Origin of the sequence: Psychrobacter sp. Ps1 (genome assembly GCF_022129425.1) — a bacterium.
Classification (GTDB): Bacteria; Pseudomonadota; Gammaproteobacteria; order Pseudomonadales; family Moraxellaceae; genus Psychrobacter.
Window position 1 is genome coordinate 49,193 of record NZ_JADQAN010000019.1, and the last position, 14,645, is coordinate 63,837.

Genomic DNA, 14,645 nt, shown 5'->3' on the forward strand with positions numbered 1-14,645 from the left:
GAGTTCCTAAGTGTTGGTAAAAATAAAAATGGTACTGTCAAAAACAGTTATTGATCATTATAGATAATCTGTGACCATCTTGCATGAGATCAGCAGGATTTTGCACGATTTTACGTGACGAAAATGTTAAACTGAATGTTTGGTACATTATAAACGCTACTGCCTTATAAAACAGTTATTTAACCAATAGAATTTGGTCAGTTTGCAACCAACCATGAATAAAAAATCTGATTAACACTGTATTTAGAATAATCCGCAACGGATTAATATCAGTTTGTAAGTGATAGAGCAATTAAAGCAGCTAGATTTAGTAAAGCAATAGGAGCAGGTATTTTGGCCACGCGTATCGAAAACAAAAAACTATCAAAGAGCAGCAGTGCTTGGATGAAAGAGCATATTGACGATCATTATGTGCAAAAAGCTCAAAAAGATGGCTACCGTGCCCGTGCCGCTTATAAATTATTAGAGATTAATGAAAAAACCAACCTAATCAAAAAAGGCATGACGGTCGTGGACTTGGGCAGTGCGCCTGGTAGCTGGTCACAAGTCGCTGGTCGATTGGTAGGTGACGATGGTATCTTGATTGCCTCTGATATTTTGGCCATGGATACCTTGCCTGATGTGACCTTTATTCAGGGCGATTTTCGTGAAGCTGAAGTGTTTGATGCCATTATGGCAGAAGTGGGTGATAGACAAGTCGACGTGGTATTGTCTGACATGGCACCCAATACGGCGGGAAATAGCGCTATCGATCAGCCACGTATGATGTACTTATGTGAGCTAGCAGTAGACTTCGCGCTCGCAACCTTACCAGAAGGTGGCGCACTTATTATGAAAGTGTTTCAAGGCGAGGGTACACAAGAATTACGCAAGCAGATGCAGCAGGATTTTAGTAAGATTCGTAGTATAAAGCCAGGTGCGTCACGACCACGCTCAAAAGAGATGTTTTGGATAGCGATTAAATAGTTTTAACATCAATAGGTTGCTGCTCTTGTAAGCGTGAGGGTAAACCACCATAAAGTGTTATTATCGCGATATAAAAGCTGCGTCAATTGTTAAATGAATAATCGTGAAACCTGCTTGAATTATACGGGTTAGCACCACATATCATGGTATATTACCTTTGTTTTTAGCATACGTTTTAGGCAAAGTCGTCTGATAATAAGCGTTTTACAAGCTCAGTGATCGTATATCTATGTTTATCTCATAATGATTATTTATAAAAACAATTTTTAGGCTACCTATAAATCATATAAGTTTAATTTAGCAGTTTTTTATTATCAGGATATTCGTTAAAAATGAGCAATACGTTTATAGACGTCACGTGTTTAATAAACACACCAATAAGTAAGGGATGGGAATAACTAGTGAGCGACATGGTAAAAAATACCTTATTGTGGCTGGTGGTAATCGGCGTTTTGGTGCTGGTGTTTAGCGGCTTTGATCAATCTTCTGAGCCGGATAACCTTAACTACTCTGAGTTTGTGACCGCAGTGTCAGAAAACCAAGTAGCCAGTGTCGAGATCGACGGCGAACAGATCACCGGCGAAAAGAAAAATGGCTCATCTTTTGAGACCATTAGACCAGCTGTGTCAGATGACCAGCTGATGCCAATGCTACGTGAGAACCAAGTCGAAGTTCAAGGAACTGCACCAAAGCGCCAAAGCGTATTAATGCAACTACTGATAGCCAGCTTCCCAATTCTATTGATTATTGGTCTGTTCTTATTCTTTATGCGTAACATGCAGGGCGGCGCTGGCGGTAAAGGCGGCGGTCCAATGAGCTTTGGTAAATCAAAAGCGAAAATGCTGACCGAAGATCAAATCAACGTTAACTTCGAAGATGTGGCTGGTTGTGAAGAAGCTAAAGAAGAAGTCGTTGAAGTAGTTGAATTCTTGCGTGATCCAGACAAATTTACCAAACTGGGTGCAACGATTCCTCGTGGTATCTTGATGGTAGGTCCTCCTGGTACAGGTAAAACCTTGTTAGCGAGAGCTATTGCTGGTGAAGCTAAAGTGCCGTTTTTCTCAATTTCAGGTTCTGATTTTGTTGAAATGTTCGTCGGTGTTGGTGCATCACGCGTACGCGATATGTTCGAACAAGCGAAGAAAAGCGCACCTTGTATCATTTTTATTGATGAGATTGATGCAGTCGGTCGTCATCGTGGTTCCGGTATGGGCGGCGGTAATGATGAGCGCGAGCAGACATTGAACCAACTATTGGTTGAGATGGATGGTTTTGAAGGTAATGAAGGCGTTATTGTTATTGCCGCAACCAACCGTGCTGATGTGCTCGATAAAGCATTACTGCGTCCAGGTCGTTTTGACCGTCAGGTACAAGTAGGCTTGCCGGATATCAAAGGCCGTGAACAAATTCTAAAAGTACATTTGAAGAAACTGCCGAACACAATTAGTGTAGATGCCAGTTCTCTTGCTCGTGGTACGCCTGGATTCAGTGGTGCACAGCTTGCCAACCTTGTAAACGAAGCTGCATTGTTCGCCGCGCGTCGCAACAAGACTAGCGTCGATATGAATGACTTTGAAGATGCAAAAGACAAGCTATATATGGGTCCTGAACGCAAGTCCATGGTGATCCGCGAAGAAGAGCGCCGTGCGACCGCGTATCACGAAGCGGGTCATGCGCTAGTAGCTGAACTACTGCCAGGTACAGATCCGGTGCATAAGGTCACTATCATGCCTCGTGGTTTTGCGCTTGGTGTTACTTGGCAGCTGCCTGAGCACGATCAAACCAGCATGTATAAATCTAAGATGTTAAGCGACATTGCGATTTTGTTCGGTGGTCGTATTGCTGAAGAAGTCTTTATTAATCAGATGTCAACAGGTGCTTCAAATGATTTTGAACGTGCTACTAAAATGGCACGTGCGATGGTCACGAAGTACGGTATGTCTGATGCACTTGGTATCATGGTGTACGAAGATGACGACAACTCGCAAGGATATTTCGGCGGTGGCGGTCGTACTATCTCTGAAGCTACGCAGCAGAAGGTCGATGAAGAAGTGCGTCGTATGCTAGAAGAGCAGTATGATATCGCTCGTGAATTGATTGAGGCTAATCAGGACAAAATGCATGCAATGGTTGATGCACTTATGAATTGGGAAACCATTGATCGTGACCAACTGCAAGATATTCTAGCAGGTGAAGAACCGCGTCCACCAAGAGTTTACCAGCATAACGAAGTAAACTTGTCGAAAAACGATGTTAAAACAACGGGTGCTACACCGCCACCATTACCAGCGATGTAAATGCTAGCGTACTCATGTTTTACAAAAAGCCCTTTATGATAAAGGGCTTTTTTATTGTCATCATTTTATGAAGGGTTTAGAACCCCATAAGATTTACTGGTATTATAAGCATAGACAGTAATAATTAAAATTGTTCTTATGAGAGATAAGTTGGTTATGTCATTATTCCAAGCCTTACCTGACTACAAGATATCTAGTCGTGATAAAACCTTAGATTTGTCGCAGCCGCATATCATGGGTATCTTGAACGTAACGCCAGATTCATTTTCAGATGGTGGGCAGTTTAACGGAGTAGATACGGCCGTTGCTCATTGTAAGCAGATGATAAAAGAAGGCGCGACTATTATTGATATTGGCGGAGAGTCTACTCGCCCAAATGCGGATGCTGTCGCTACGAGTGATGAGATGCATCGCGTTGTACCTGTTGTTCAAGCCATTCGTCAGTATTGTGGTGACAGTATTTGGTTATCGATTGATACTAGTAGTCCTGAAGTCATGCAGGCAGCATTTAATGAAGGTGCTGACATTTGGAACGATGTACGAGCACTGAAACGTACTGGCGCGGCAGAGCTAGCGGCTAAGCTTGATATACCTGTTATGCTAATGCATATGCGCGGTGAGCCAACGACAATGAATAATCTGGCACAGTATGACAATGTGATCGATGAAGTGCGTACAGAGCTGCTCGACCGTATTAACGAAGTAGTTGGCATCGGCGTCAAACAAAGCAATATCATTATCGATCCAGGTTTTGGTTTTGCCAAAAACTATGAACATCATTGCGCGCTATTAAGTCAGCTGAGTAGCTTGCAAGCATTAGGGCTGCCGATGATGTTTGGCATTTCTCGCAAGCGTTTCTTGGCAGAAGTATTGACCAAAAGTGGAGCTGAAGCTGTGAGTACGACGCAAGCGGTAGAGCGTGATTCGGCAGGAACGGCAGCTGGGCTATTTGCCTTACAACAAGGCGCAAGTATCATTCGTACGCATAATGTGGCGATGATGCAGCAAGCAGTGGCCTTATGGAGTCAACTGTCAGCATATCGTTGTTAATGTCGCTTTATATATGCAGATGAGCAATAATATTTTTAGCCTATAAATGTTCTATACGCTATGCTTAACATCTATTTCTAAACTATCTAAACCCACAAGACTATCCAATTTAATAAGAGTAAATTTATGACTAGTACCACTCAGCCAGAACCAACCAATGAACAGCGCCGTATCATTTATCAAGCTCGCCGCGGATTAAAAGAATTGGATTTTTATATTGATCCTTACGTCAAGGAGCTGTATCTGACAGCAGATGCTACTGAACAAGCAACCTTTGCAGAAATGCTCACTCATGAAGACCCAGACTTGCTTGATTACTTTACCAATCAAAATCGTCCCGAAGAGGACGACATCTGGGCATTGGTCAATAAGATAAAAACATGGCGCCACACCAAAGACTTGGTTTAGGTCTTAAGGAACGGGTCAGCACAATATCTAACGTTTCCCATGGTACGCTTATATGACGCCAGTAACCTCGCTACGTATTGATACAGCTATCACGCCTGTCAGTTATTTACGCGCGCTGCTGTATGTAGGCTTGACTGGGGTTATGATGATATTAGCATGGTTTGCATCTTTGGCTTTGTGGCAGTATTTACTAATCTTAATAGTCTCGGTAGCAGTTGCAAGTTATCTGATTATATCGAGACCAATACTATTACATATTAGTCAGCCATCGCTCAGTCAGCGTATTGATAAAGAATGGCAATTACTGATACGAACGGGCCGCGGCGATGAATTATGGCAAGCAGAGTTGGTCGATATAAATCGCTATCAGTGGGCGATGAGTGTCGAATTCAATATCGTTGAGCCTTATCAAAGATCGTTTTCGACCACTATATTCCGCGACCAAGTAAATTCTGAGCAATGGCGACAATTAAATATTTTAGCCAATATCAGTAAGGGTAATGCTAGTTAGCTGAGTATTTACGGAGCTTAGGTTTTTCCTTTTACGATGAAAAATCCCTACACGTCATAACAAAATAGCTAACTCTAAGTACAAAGAGGTTTGTTATATTAAAATCTGTTATATTAAAAATAGAAAATAAAATTCATAAGTCTGCTGTCCTGTTATTAAAAAACATATAGTCAGATATGAGGTTTCATAAGTTTTAGCAGTATTTTTGTAGTAAACAATACGATAAAAAGAGGAATAGATAATGAGCTTATTAGGGAATTTAGTGAGCCAAGTGGCACGTAGTGCAATGAATCCAGACGACGCTCAGCGCAATCCAGTTAACCAACGTACTGAAACACGGCAGACTGGTGGACTAGGTGATATCTTAGGTAGTGTGCTGGGCGGTGGCAGTCAGGTAGGTGGTTATAGCCCTCAACAAAATAGTCGTCAAGCAGATAATGGTTTTGGCTTAGATGACATCATTGGTGGTCTCACGGGCGGTAGTCAGCGCGGTGGTATGAGTTCAGGTGCTGGCGGACTAGGTGATATTTTAGGTAGTGTATTAGGTGGTCAGCGTACTAATAGTGGGTTTGGTGGTAAAGGTATGCTCGTTGCTGCATTGATGCCTATGGTACTTAGATGGATCAAACGTAATGGTGGTTTGAGCGGGGCATTGTCGAAAATCACTGGTATGGGCTATGAAGGTCAAGCGCGCTCTTGGATGAGTAATAACGAAGCAAACGATAATTTAAATCCAGACGAAATTAACCGTTTATTTGACGAAAATGAAATTCAGCAAGTAGCCGCTCATACTGGTGCTAATGAAACTGAGGTAAGACAGGGACTCGCTGAGCTGTTGCCTGAAGTAATGAATCAGCTAACGCCTAATGGCAATCTGGATAATGAGTCTGAAGCCAATGAAGAGATAGATCAAATCATTAGCCAGCTATCTAGCCGTCTTGGCAATTTTAAATAGTCTGTTCAAGTAGTTTGATAGCTTAAAATCGAAAACTTCTAACTGCATATTTTAAAGCTACGTAGATTAAAATGACTTGTAGTATTGATGAAAGGGCACGTTATATAACGTGCTCTTTTTTATGTCTATTACAACAGTATGACTGTCGATAAATACCGTTTGGCAGCGACAGTGACAGTAAGGCCTTAAAATCGCTCGTCTAGCGTTTCTGTTGTATGGTTAAGTGCTGCAAAGCAGATATCGGTATTAAACCCTCTATACTGTAAAAATCGTAGCTGCTTGGCTTTTTCTTTTTGTTCAACTGGTATGTCATTACCGTATTTTTTGGTACGTGCTATCACCGCCAGTTTTAGCCAATCTACACCGTCTACTAGGTTGTCTGCATCATCATCTACAAACTCACTAAATTCATCAGACTCAGTATTTGCCAGATCGATTAGCTCATCGATGTTACCTGGCATAGCAATCTTTTTGCGATAGAATTCTTGTTTGATCCGACCACGTCCACGGCCTTTACGGATATTCTCACGTATCAGCATTAGGGTAGTGCGGTAGTCACTTTGATAACCTTTTTCTTCAAACTCATCGAGCAGGGCGTCAATTTTCTCTGGGTCTTGTTCTTTGTCGATCAGCTTTTGCTTTAGCTCAGTCTTACCGTATTCGCGGCGTGATAAATAATAAAATGCGAGCCAACGCAATCGACTTTCTGCTTTAATCGCATCGATCTCTGCTTGTTTTTGTTCAGAGGTTCGTAAGTAAGCTTTGAGCGCGGCTGGTATATTATCGTTTTGGCTGTCTGTTTCACTACCATTGATAGCAAAAAGCTCAGCTTCATGTTCTGAGTTTTTCGGAAGTGGCTCAGTGCTACGACCATTATCTGTTGCTAAGCTATTGTCAATTTCATCATTATGAATGTCGAGTTTGACTTCTGCCAGCATCTCTTTGATGGTTTGCGCTTCAGGTGGTTGATATATAGGGATATCACTAGGCTCAGCGGTAAAATTAGCCGCTGGATGAAAACGCTTTTTACGTTTTTTAGATTTAGAAGTCTTCTTTGACTTAGGAGAGGAGTCTTCAAAGAACGCTGTATCAATAGTAGCGTCATTCGTGACTGAATCATCTTTACTTGAACGAATAGCCCGTTTACTAGGTTTCTCTCGTTTTTTAGGCTCTTTCGTATGAGAATCTTTGGACAGTTTTTTTGATTTTCTATCAACAGAACTAGCTGAGTCGGGTGCCGACTCAGCTAGAATTTCAGCTAAGGTTTTAATTTTCATAATAAATCATAGTAACTGACAACGGTTAATCGCTAAACCGTTATTGTACAGGTTCAGAAGCCTGTTCTGCATCTTCAGTTTCGTCGGCTTTGCTATTTTTCTTTGTACCAAGCTTTTCGTCACGAATCTTATCTTCGATTTCTTGAGCAATGGCAGGGTTCTCTTTTAAGAAAAGCACAGAGTTGGCTTTACCTTGACCGATTTTTTCGTCGCCATAGCTGTACCAAGATCCTGCTTTGCCAACAGCTCCAATCTCTACGCCTAAGTCGATAACTTCGGCTAAGTGATTCGTACCTTCACCGTAAGTAATTTCGAACTCAGCTTGGCGGAAAGGTGGTGCCATTTTGTTTTTAATAACTTTGACACGGGTCTGGTTACCGATGATTTCATCACCATTTTTGACCGCACCAATACGTCGAATATCCATACGTACAGAGGCGTAGAATTTCAGCGCGTTACCACCAGTCGTAGTCTCAGGGCTACCGAACATAACACCGATTTTCATACGAATCTGGTTGATAAAGACCACCATACAGTTAGAGCGTTTGGCGTTACCAGTGATTTTACGTAGGGCTTGGCTCATCAGACGCGCTTGTAGACCCATGTGTGAGTCGCCCATTTCACCTTCAATCTCGGCACGTGGTGTCAACGCAGCTACTGAGTCAATCACGATCATATCGATTGCGCCTGAGCGTACCAACATGTCGGTAATTTCAAGTGCTTGCTCGCCATTGTCAGGCTGCGAGAGCAATAAGTCATCAGTGTTTACTCCAAGCTTGCGTGCATAAACAGGGTCGAGCGCATGCTCGGCATCTATAAAGGCACAGGTACCGCCTTGCTTTTGACATTCTGCAATAGCTTGCAGGGTCATCGTCGTCTTACCTGAACTTTCTGGACCGTAAATTTCAACGATACGGCCTTTTGGTAGACCACCAATACCAAGCGCAATGTCTAATCCTAGAGAGCCTGTAGAGACCACATCGACATCCATAATGGCCGAGTCATCGCCTAGATGCATGATGGTGTTTTTACCAAATTGCTTTTCGATTTGACCTAATGCCGCTTTGAGGGCTTTGGCTTTATTGTCGTCCATATTGGATTCCTTGTTTTCGGTAGTTAAGTTGATGCTATAAATAAAATATTGGTACTGTTAAAACTTTTGGCAAACGCATACTGACTGTTATGAAATCGGCAATTATTTTTTGGCTGTTTTATCGAAAAATAGGTTGTCACGTGACTGGTATAGGTAGTAGTATCGAATGTATCGTTCTACTATACAGTAAAATTAAATAGCGAGAGAAGTAAAAATAAGTCCGTAATACACTGTCGTTATCGTTGTTTTTAAGTCAGACTTGGCGTGCTAATTACTTGACTCAACTTCTTAACACTGTTGATTTGATAAGGTAATTATAACAAAAGCAAGGCACTATAATGAGCGTTGAGGGATGCTAGACGACACTATCTGTCGTATGGTATGCGGCTAAAAATCTATAGAAATGATGCGATAGGCCATTGTTGTTTTGAACCTTATAATGACTATGCTTGTCAATAGATTTAGGAGTTGTCCACAACAAATAAAAGGACTATTTTCGCTAATTGTGAAACATTATGAATAATTAAATTATTTTAGAAATTATTTAAAATAATTTTTTATGTGTGCGAATTTAATGTAAATCATTGATTTTAAATGTTTTATAAATTGTACAAAAAATGAACGATTTTACCTTATCCTTTAAGTTGCTTAGCTATAAAGTTGTCAAGTAGTGACTTATGCACAGGGTTATCCACAGCTTATGGGGAGAACTCTGTAAAGCCTTATAATACATAAGTTTACGTAGATTATTAGTATTAGGAATGGATTCTATATTTCGTTTCTAATCACTTTAGAGAAGCAGTTTTGTCTATAAACAGTGCTATGAGCGCTATGTTTCACAAATTATAAATTTATCTTTTTTTATGCATAATCATACTATAGGCATTAAAAGTCAGGAGTATGACTCAAGATATACATCTAAGATGTCAGTAGACATAGTTATGTATAGGATGTCTAGTATTTTTAGAGATATTTTCTACAGCCTATAGAAGGCCACAAAAAAGCGGCTACATCAGATAGCCGCTTTGTCAAAACACTTAAGAGTAAAGCTGTATTAATCAGTCTTTGATATAGATCAAATCCCACACACCATGCCCACGGTCGAGGCCACGACGCTCAAACTTGGTCATTGGACGGAAGTCAGGACGCTCAGTGAAGTTACCTGTACCTGCTTTGTTAGTCAGTCCAGCGAAACCATCCAATACTTCAACCATCCAAAATGCATAATGCTCCCAGTCAGTTGCTGTATGGAACCAGCCGCCTTGTTTTAAGCTGCGCGTAACGATGGTCATACGTTCAGGACTGACAAAACGACGCTTATAGTGGCGCTTCTTTTGCCATGGGTCAGGGAAGTATAGCTGAATACGGTCGATATGGTTTTCTGGTAGCTGCTTGAGCAATTGAATGGCATCACCGTTGATGATTTTTACGTTGCTCAAATCTTGGGTGCCAGCCATATACGCACATTTACCAATACCAGGCTCATGCACTTCTACACCGACAAAATTACGAGTAGGGTCAGCGGCCGCCATCTCAATAAACGAATCACCCAAGCCAAAACCAATCTCAACTGTAAGCGGCGCATCTGCACCGTTAGGGCTATCAGCAAATAACGTACGTAGGTTATCAATACCGGTAAGATCGCCATCACCAAAACTGTTGTTGACCAAATACTCAGAAAATTCTGGAGCAGTTAGTGCAAGCTCGGCGTTTTTGTTCATGTGCGTACGGCGCTTCATAAACGTATTGACGATGCGGATATGCTTGTCAGAGGTCGGTTCTATCTCTTGGCTAGTGCTGTTATCGATATCGATAGGCTCGCTTGTGCTATTAAGGGTTTGCTCATCAATAGTATCGGTACTATTGACGTTGTCATTGATATCAGAATGTTGACTCATAGGATTTGTAAGGCTTAATTAGGTGGGTGATGTTTGCTTATTATAAGTCAAATCCATACAACTGTGAACGGACAATCCTATTTTCGCGTATTTGCTGATCGGTGCTATGGTTTCTCTATGTTACACACGGGTTTTGGCATTATCATATAATGATATCTTTTAAATGCTTTTTCTAAGAGTCAGTAAGTAGAGCGTGTTGCCATGTTATTTATCGAGACAGATTCACCGCCACCATTTTATCAAGAGTCGTTAACACCTGCTAAACGTAAGCAGTTAGACAAGTGGTTCATCGGTAACCGTACCCAGCGTTATTACCTTAAACGTTTTGAGCAGTTTGATCAGCAAGGTTATCTGTCGCCAAAATGGCATTGGGCTGCGTTTTTTATCACTTTTCCTTGGTTGCTATATCGCAAGCGCTATATGGATGCGATTGTCTATAGTGTCGCGGGGTGGTCTTTTATTCAGCTTAATGTCGCGTTGGTGCTAGTCGCCTTTGAATTTATAGCGATGTCCTATGTACCAGATGCTTATCAGATGGCAATACGTATCGGTATTGCTGCTGTTATTTGGCTGTTTTGGTCGTTTATGGTGGCACGTTGGACGGATGCGTATTACTACCGTATGGCAAGGCGTGAGATCGCTGATGCGATAAATGACTATCCGCAAGATGAGGCAGCACAGAAAGCGCATCTGCAAAGAGAGGGCCGTGTTAGCTTATTTGGATTAGCATTAGGGTTTGGTTTTTTTGCGTTTTCGCTATTGGTGATTAAGGTGCAGTTTTTACCGATTATTGCCAAGCCAAAAGCAAATGAAGTATTGTTTGACGCTTATGATATTGCAAAGAATGCTCAAAACCGAGTGGCGTTGATTTATCAGCAGACAGGGCAGTGCCCAGTAAATCTGCCCCTGAGTACCGAGCAGCAGCAGATACGCATGCATGTCGATACTCAGGCCGCTGGCGTGCTAGAAACTGACTGTGCGGTAGTGGCAACGATTCAGAACGTGACGTTTCCGATACGCTATTTAAACGAGCAGACGCTGGTCTTTTATCATATACCAGACAGTGATAATTGGGATTGCACCAGCTCACTGAATAAAAAACAAGCTCCTAAAAACTGCATAGCTGATTAGGGGCTGTATTTGACGAGTGCTTGTAGATGTTGCTAGTGCTGAGAGCTACTGTTTAGGGTTAATGCTTAGGGTCCGTTGCAGTATCATCCTTTTCCTCAACTGGTGTTGCTTGGCTCTTTAACGCCTCATAAAAATCGGTCAAATCCATTTTACGTGCTTTACCAATATCTTCATCAAACAGGCTTTCAAGCTCAGCCATTGCTGATTGTGCGGATTCAATCATGCTGGCTTCATCATCATAGATAGCTTGTTGGCGTTCGATCAAGTCATCATCATAGTCACGGAATGTTTTTACTGTTTCTCGCGCTTTTTCTGGTGAGATGCCTAATAACTGTAGTGATTCGCGTGACATGTCCAAAGATGACAAATAAGTCTCACGCCAGATGTGCCGCACACCAACCTCACGCAAACGATAATAGTGCTGACGATCGCGCGCTCTTGCTAATACAATCAGTTCAGGATAATTCTTACGAAGATACTGAGCGGTAGTGATAGAACGCTCTAAGTCATCGATAGCGAGAATAAACACTCGCGCTTTTTGAATACCTGCCGCTCTTAAAATCTCAGGGTTCTTTGGGTCGCCATAATAGACTTGGTTACCGAATTTTCTTACAAAATCTACTCGGTTTGCAGAGCGTTCGATGGCGGTAAATTCGATATTATGCATGCGCAGTACACGACCAATAATCTGACCCACACGGCCGAATCCCGCAATAATGACCTGATGCTCATGATCGGGAATGGTATCGTATTCGCGACTCGGTTTACTCTTGGCAAATAACGGTTCACCTGCTTTTTCTAACAATAAAAATGCCAAAGGTGTCAGCGCCATTGAGATGGTAACGACAAGGTTGAGGGTGTTAGCAAGCTCGGGACGCAAGACATTTTGGGCAGTGGCGACACTAAATAGGACAAAGGCAAACTCACCACCTTGAGCTAGAGTCACACCCAATCTGATACTGGTCGGCCAGCGATTGCCCGATACTTTGGCAATCCCTGCAATCACTGCAAATTTGATAAACATCAAGGCGAGCGCACAGCCAATAATAAAGATGGGCTCTGCTAAAATAAGTTTGACGTCGGTAAGCATACCGACCGACATAAAGAATAGACCTAATAGCAACCCTTTAAAAGGTTCGATACTGGCTTCTAATTCGTGACGATACTCAGAATCTGCTAACAACACACCTGTCAAAAATGCACCTAACGCCATTGATAGACCGATTTGGCCCATCAAGATAGATACGCCCATCACGATAAATAGGGCGACCGCTGTCAGTAGTTCTGATGCACCACTGGAAGCCACAAATTTAAAGAATGGTCGAACCACATAACGGCTGGCAAAAATCAGACCTGCAAAGACAGCAAATACTTTACCAAAATAAATCAAATCGTAGCTTTGCTCACGCACCCCTGATAAAAACGGAATGACTGCTAACAATGGAATGACCGCAATATCTTGGAATAATAAAATAGTGAAGGCTTCTCGACCGTGCGTGCTCGAAAGCTGCTGTTTTTCAGTCAGTATCTGTAGTACAAACGCAGTAGAAGATAGCGCTAAACCAAAACCAACAATAAAGGCAGTATCTAGTTGTAAGGAGAAAAACTGGTGTAGGAGCCACATCAGTAGCGTACCAGTCAAACCGACCTGCAAACCGCCCAATACAAATATAGAGCGGCGCAATGCCCAGAGCCGCGAAGGCTGTAACTCAAGCCCGATAATAAAAAGCAGCATGACCACGCCAAACTCTGAAAAGTGCAATAGACTTTCAGCATCGCCTGCCACATCCAAGCCACTTGGGCCCAATATGAGTCCAGTGATAAGGTAGCCTAAAACCGTTGCAATGCCGAAGCGTTTACCGAGAGGGACAAAGAGCAATGCTGCTCCCAAAAAGATAGTGGCTTGCAACATGAGATTTGGTGAGCCGGCGGCGGCAGCAAACATCTGGGCTCCTTAACAATTTGAATAAAATACACAATATAAAATGGACGTGACTAAAATCAGTATGACTAAAACGATATCGCGCTAATATCTATTATTTTTTGCGATAAATTTTCCACACACCATTGTCTGCAAGCGGATTATTATAAGCATCGTTGCGGCGTTTACGCGGTGTCTGGCGACTATCTACAATCTTAAAGTCAGGCAGGGCATGTACAATAAGACCCGTACGATAAAAGCGTACTCGCTCAGGCTCTAGCATTTCGCCCTTATTATCGCGACAAAAAACATAGGCACGCAGATCGATAAATTCACGATGCGCTACCAGTCGCGCTTCCTCGTCATTCTCTAGCACTGCTGTCATGCGCTCGATTTCATCATCCGTATATTGACCACACTTATCCGTCAGAGCACCTACTGATCCAAAGCTTTTGGATTCTTTAGCGCGTGTCTTAGTTAAATGTAAACGCTGAACATGATAGATAAATTGCGGTATCTCAAGGCTGGCTGGGAGCGGCAGATAGTCAGGTGGCATATTGGCCGCTGGATAAAAATCCTTTGCACGCTCAAGCAGATTTTGCCAACGTTGCTGATAGGTTTGGACCTCCGCTAAGTTGCCTTCGTAGATAGGCATATCACGAATCTGGCGCAAAATATCAGGTGGAAACTGTTCATTACGAAAGTTTGCAATGTCTTCTTGCAGCGTTGACAACAAAACTTTGGCATGTTTTTTGCCATCTTTTGATGCAGGATCATCGATATAGTCTGGGGCGACAAAGGGTGCTGAGCGTCTAGACATAGTGTTATATCATCAATAGATAGAGTGAAAATACCAAAAAGTATGATTATAAAAATTAACTGGGGTGCTAAACAAAACTTTATAATAGTTATTATAACCACATAAGCCGATTTGGACTTAAGTTTTTTGAATGGAATAAAGCAAAAGTTTGTTGCAAATCACGACTGTCTTAATGTGATCTAGATTCTAGTTTTAATTCCACGTAACTTTTAGTATGAACCAGTATCAGATACCTATACTTACCCCACTCTCAACTTGAAATAAGCAAATCAAACTGAAGAGGCGGATTACCAAGTTTTTTGTTGAGTACAAAGCACA

The 14,645-nt window shown here is 42.0% G+C and carries 12 protein-coding genes; 7 read left to right on the top strand and 5 right to left on the bottom strand.

Annotated features, from left to right (window positions below; translation table 11 throughout):
• Nucleotides 1-333 precede the first annotated feature (333 nt).
• From I3249_RS10330 to I3249_RS10355, 6 genes are all read left to right on the top strand, one after another.
• Nucleotides 334-966 carry an SAM-dependent methyltransferase gene (locus I3249_RS10330; RefSeq protein WP_057761424.1) on the top strand — a complete coding sequence of 211 codons (633 nt, stop codon included), beginning with the start codon at nucleotides 334-336 and terminating at the stop codon, nucleotides 964-966.
• Nucleotides 967-1,367: 401 nt separating this feature from the next.
• Nucleotides 1,368-3,263 (top strand): ATP-dependent zinc metalloprotease FtsH, encoded by a 1,896-nt coding sequence (gene ftsH, locus I3249_RS10335; RefSeq protein WP_057761422.1) that lies wholly within the window; start codon nucleotides 1,368-1,370, stop codon nucleotides 3,261-3,263.
• Between the two features lie 156 nt (nucleotides 3,264-3,419).
• Complete coding sequence (gene folP, locus I3249_RS10340) at nucleotides 3,420-4,313, top strand: dihydropteroate synthase (RefSeq protein ID WP_238069888.1); 894 nt, start codon at nucleotides 3,420-3,422, stop codon at nucleotides 4,311-4,313.
• A 126-nt stretch (nucleotides 4,314-4,439) separates the two neighbouring features.
• On the top strand, nucleotides 4,440-4,721 hold the full coding sequence (locus I3249_RS10345) for a succinate dehydrogenase assembly factor 2 (protein WP_057761419.1): 282 nt from the start codon (nucleotides 4,440-4,442) through the stop codon (nucleotides 4,719-4,721).
• 52 nt (nucleotides 4,722-4,773) lie between these two features.
• Entirely contained in the window at nucleotides 4,774-5,232 is a 459-nt protein-coding gene (locus I3249_RS10350; protein ID WP_238069889.1) for a hypothetical protein, read from the top strand.
• Nucleotides 5,233-5,473: 241 nt separating this feature from the next.
• Nucleotides 5,474-6,187, top strand: coding sequence for a YidB family protein (locus I3249_RS10355; RefSeq protein ID WP_238069890.1), 714 nt, complete (start codon nucleotides 5,474-5,476; stop codon nucleotides 6,185-6,187).
• 185 nt (nucleotides 6,188-6,372) lie between these two features.
• Here the strand turns inward: I3249_RS10355 and I3249_RS10360 are convergent, their stop codons facing one another.
• From I3249_RS10360 to trmB, 3 genes are all read right to left on the bottom strand, one after another.
• The gene (locus tag I3249_RS10360) at nucleotides 6,373-7,464 is read right to left on the bottom strand and encodes a regulatory protein RecX (RefSeq protein ID WP_238069891.1); all 1,092 of its coding nucleotides are present in this window, start codon (nucleotides 7,462-7,464) and stop codon (nucleotides 6,373-6,375) included.
• Nucleotides 7,465-7,504: 40 nt separating this feature from the next.
• Nucleotides 7,505-8,557 carry a recombinase RecA gene (gene recA / locus I3249_RS10365; protein WP_179797620.1) on the bottom strand — a complete coding sequence of 351 codons (1,053 nt, stop codon included), beginning with the start codon at nucleotides 8,555-8,557 and terminating at the stop codon, nucleotides 7,505-7,507.
• A gap of 1,058 nt (nucleotides 8,558-9,615) precedes the next feature.
• On the bottom strand, nucleotides 9,616-10,455 hold the full coding sequence (gene trmB / locus I3249_RS10370) for a tRNA (guanosine(46)-N7)-methyltransferase TrmB (protein WP_238069892.1): 840 nt from the start codon (nucleotides 10,453-10,455) through the stop codon (nucleotides 9,616-9,618).
• A gap of 201 nt (nucleotides 10,456-10,656) precedes the next feature.
• Between trmB and I3249_RS10375 the strand changes: the two genes are divergently transcribed.
• Nucleotides 10,657-11,586 carry a DUF2628 domain-containing protein gene (locus I3249_RS10375; RefSeq protein ID WP_238069893.1) on the top strand — a complete coding sequence of 310 codons (930 nt, stop codon included), beginning with the start codon at nucleotides 10,657-10,659 and terminating at the stop codon, nucleotides 11,584-11,586.
• 58 nt (nucleotides 11,587-11,644) lie between these two features.
• Here I3249_RS10375 and I3249_RS10380 read toward each other — a convergent pair whose 3' ends face one another.
• Together I3249_RS10380 and I3249_RS10385 are read right to left on the bottom strand one after the other, a co-directional pair.
• A complete protein-coding gene (locus I3249_RS10380) occupies nucleotides 11,645-13,531 on the bottom strand; it encodes a monovalent cation:proton antiporter-2 (CPA2) family protein (RefSeq protein WP_238069894.1) in 1,887 nt (628 codons plus the stop codon).
• A 91-nt stretch (nucleotides 13,532-13,622) separates the two neighbouring features.
• Nucleotides 13,623-14,327, bottom strand: coding sequence for a hypothetical protein (locus I3249_RS10385; RefSeq protein ID WP_238069895.1), 705 nt, complete (start codon nucleotides 14,325-14,327; stop codon nucleotides 13,623-13,625).
• Nucleotides 14,328-14,645 lie beyond the last annotated feature (318 nt).

What these genes read in the sequence shown, in the direction of transcription:
- folP (WP_238069888.1), top strand. Translation starts at nt 3,420, where the DNA reads ATGTCATTATTCCAAGCCTTACCTGACTACAAGATATCTAGTCGTGAT.
- I3249_RS10345 (WP_057761419.1), top strand. Translation starts at nt 4,440, where the DNA reads ATGACTAGTACCACTCAGCCAGAACCAACCAATGAACAGCGCCGTATC.
- I3249_RS10350 (WP_238069889.1), top strand. Translation starts at nt 4,774, where the DNA reads ATGACGCCAGTAACCTCGCTACGTATTGATACAGCTATCACGCCTGTC.
- I3249_RS10355 (WP_238069890.1), top strand. Translation starts at nt 5,474, where the DNA reads ATGAGCTTATTAGGGAATTTAGTGAGCCAAGTGGCACGTAGTGCAATG.
- I3249_RS10360 (WP_238069891.1), bottom strand. Translation starts at nt 7,464, where the DNA reads ATGAAAATTAAAACCTTAGCTGAAATTCTAGCTGAGTCGGCACCCGAC.
- recA (WP_179797620.1), bottom strand. Translation starts at nt 8,557, where the DNA reads ATGGACGACAATAAAGCCAAAGCCCTCAAAGCGGCATTAGGTCAAATC.
- trmB (WP_238069892.1), bottom strand. Translation starts at nt 10,455, where the DNA reads ATGAGTCAACATTCTGATATCAATGACAACGTCAATAGTACCGATACT.
- I3249_RS10375 (WP_238069893.1), top strand. Translation starts at nt 10,657, where the DNA reads ATGTTATTTATCGAGACAGATTCACCGCCACCATTTTATCAAGAGTCG.
- I3249_RS10380 (WP_238069894.1), bottom strand. Translation starts at nt 13,531, where the DNA reads ATGTTTGCTGCCGCCGCCGGCTCACCAAATCTCATGTTGCAAGCCACT.
- I3249_RS10385 (WP_238069895.1), bottom strand. Translation starts at nt 14,327, where the DNA reads ATGTCTAGACGCTCAGCACCCTTTGTCGCCCCAGACTATATCGATGAT.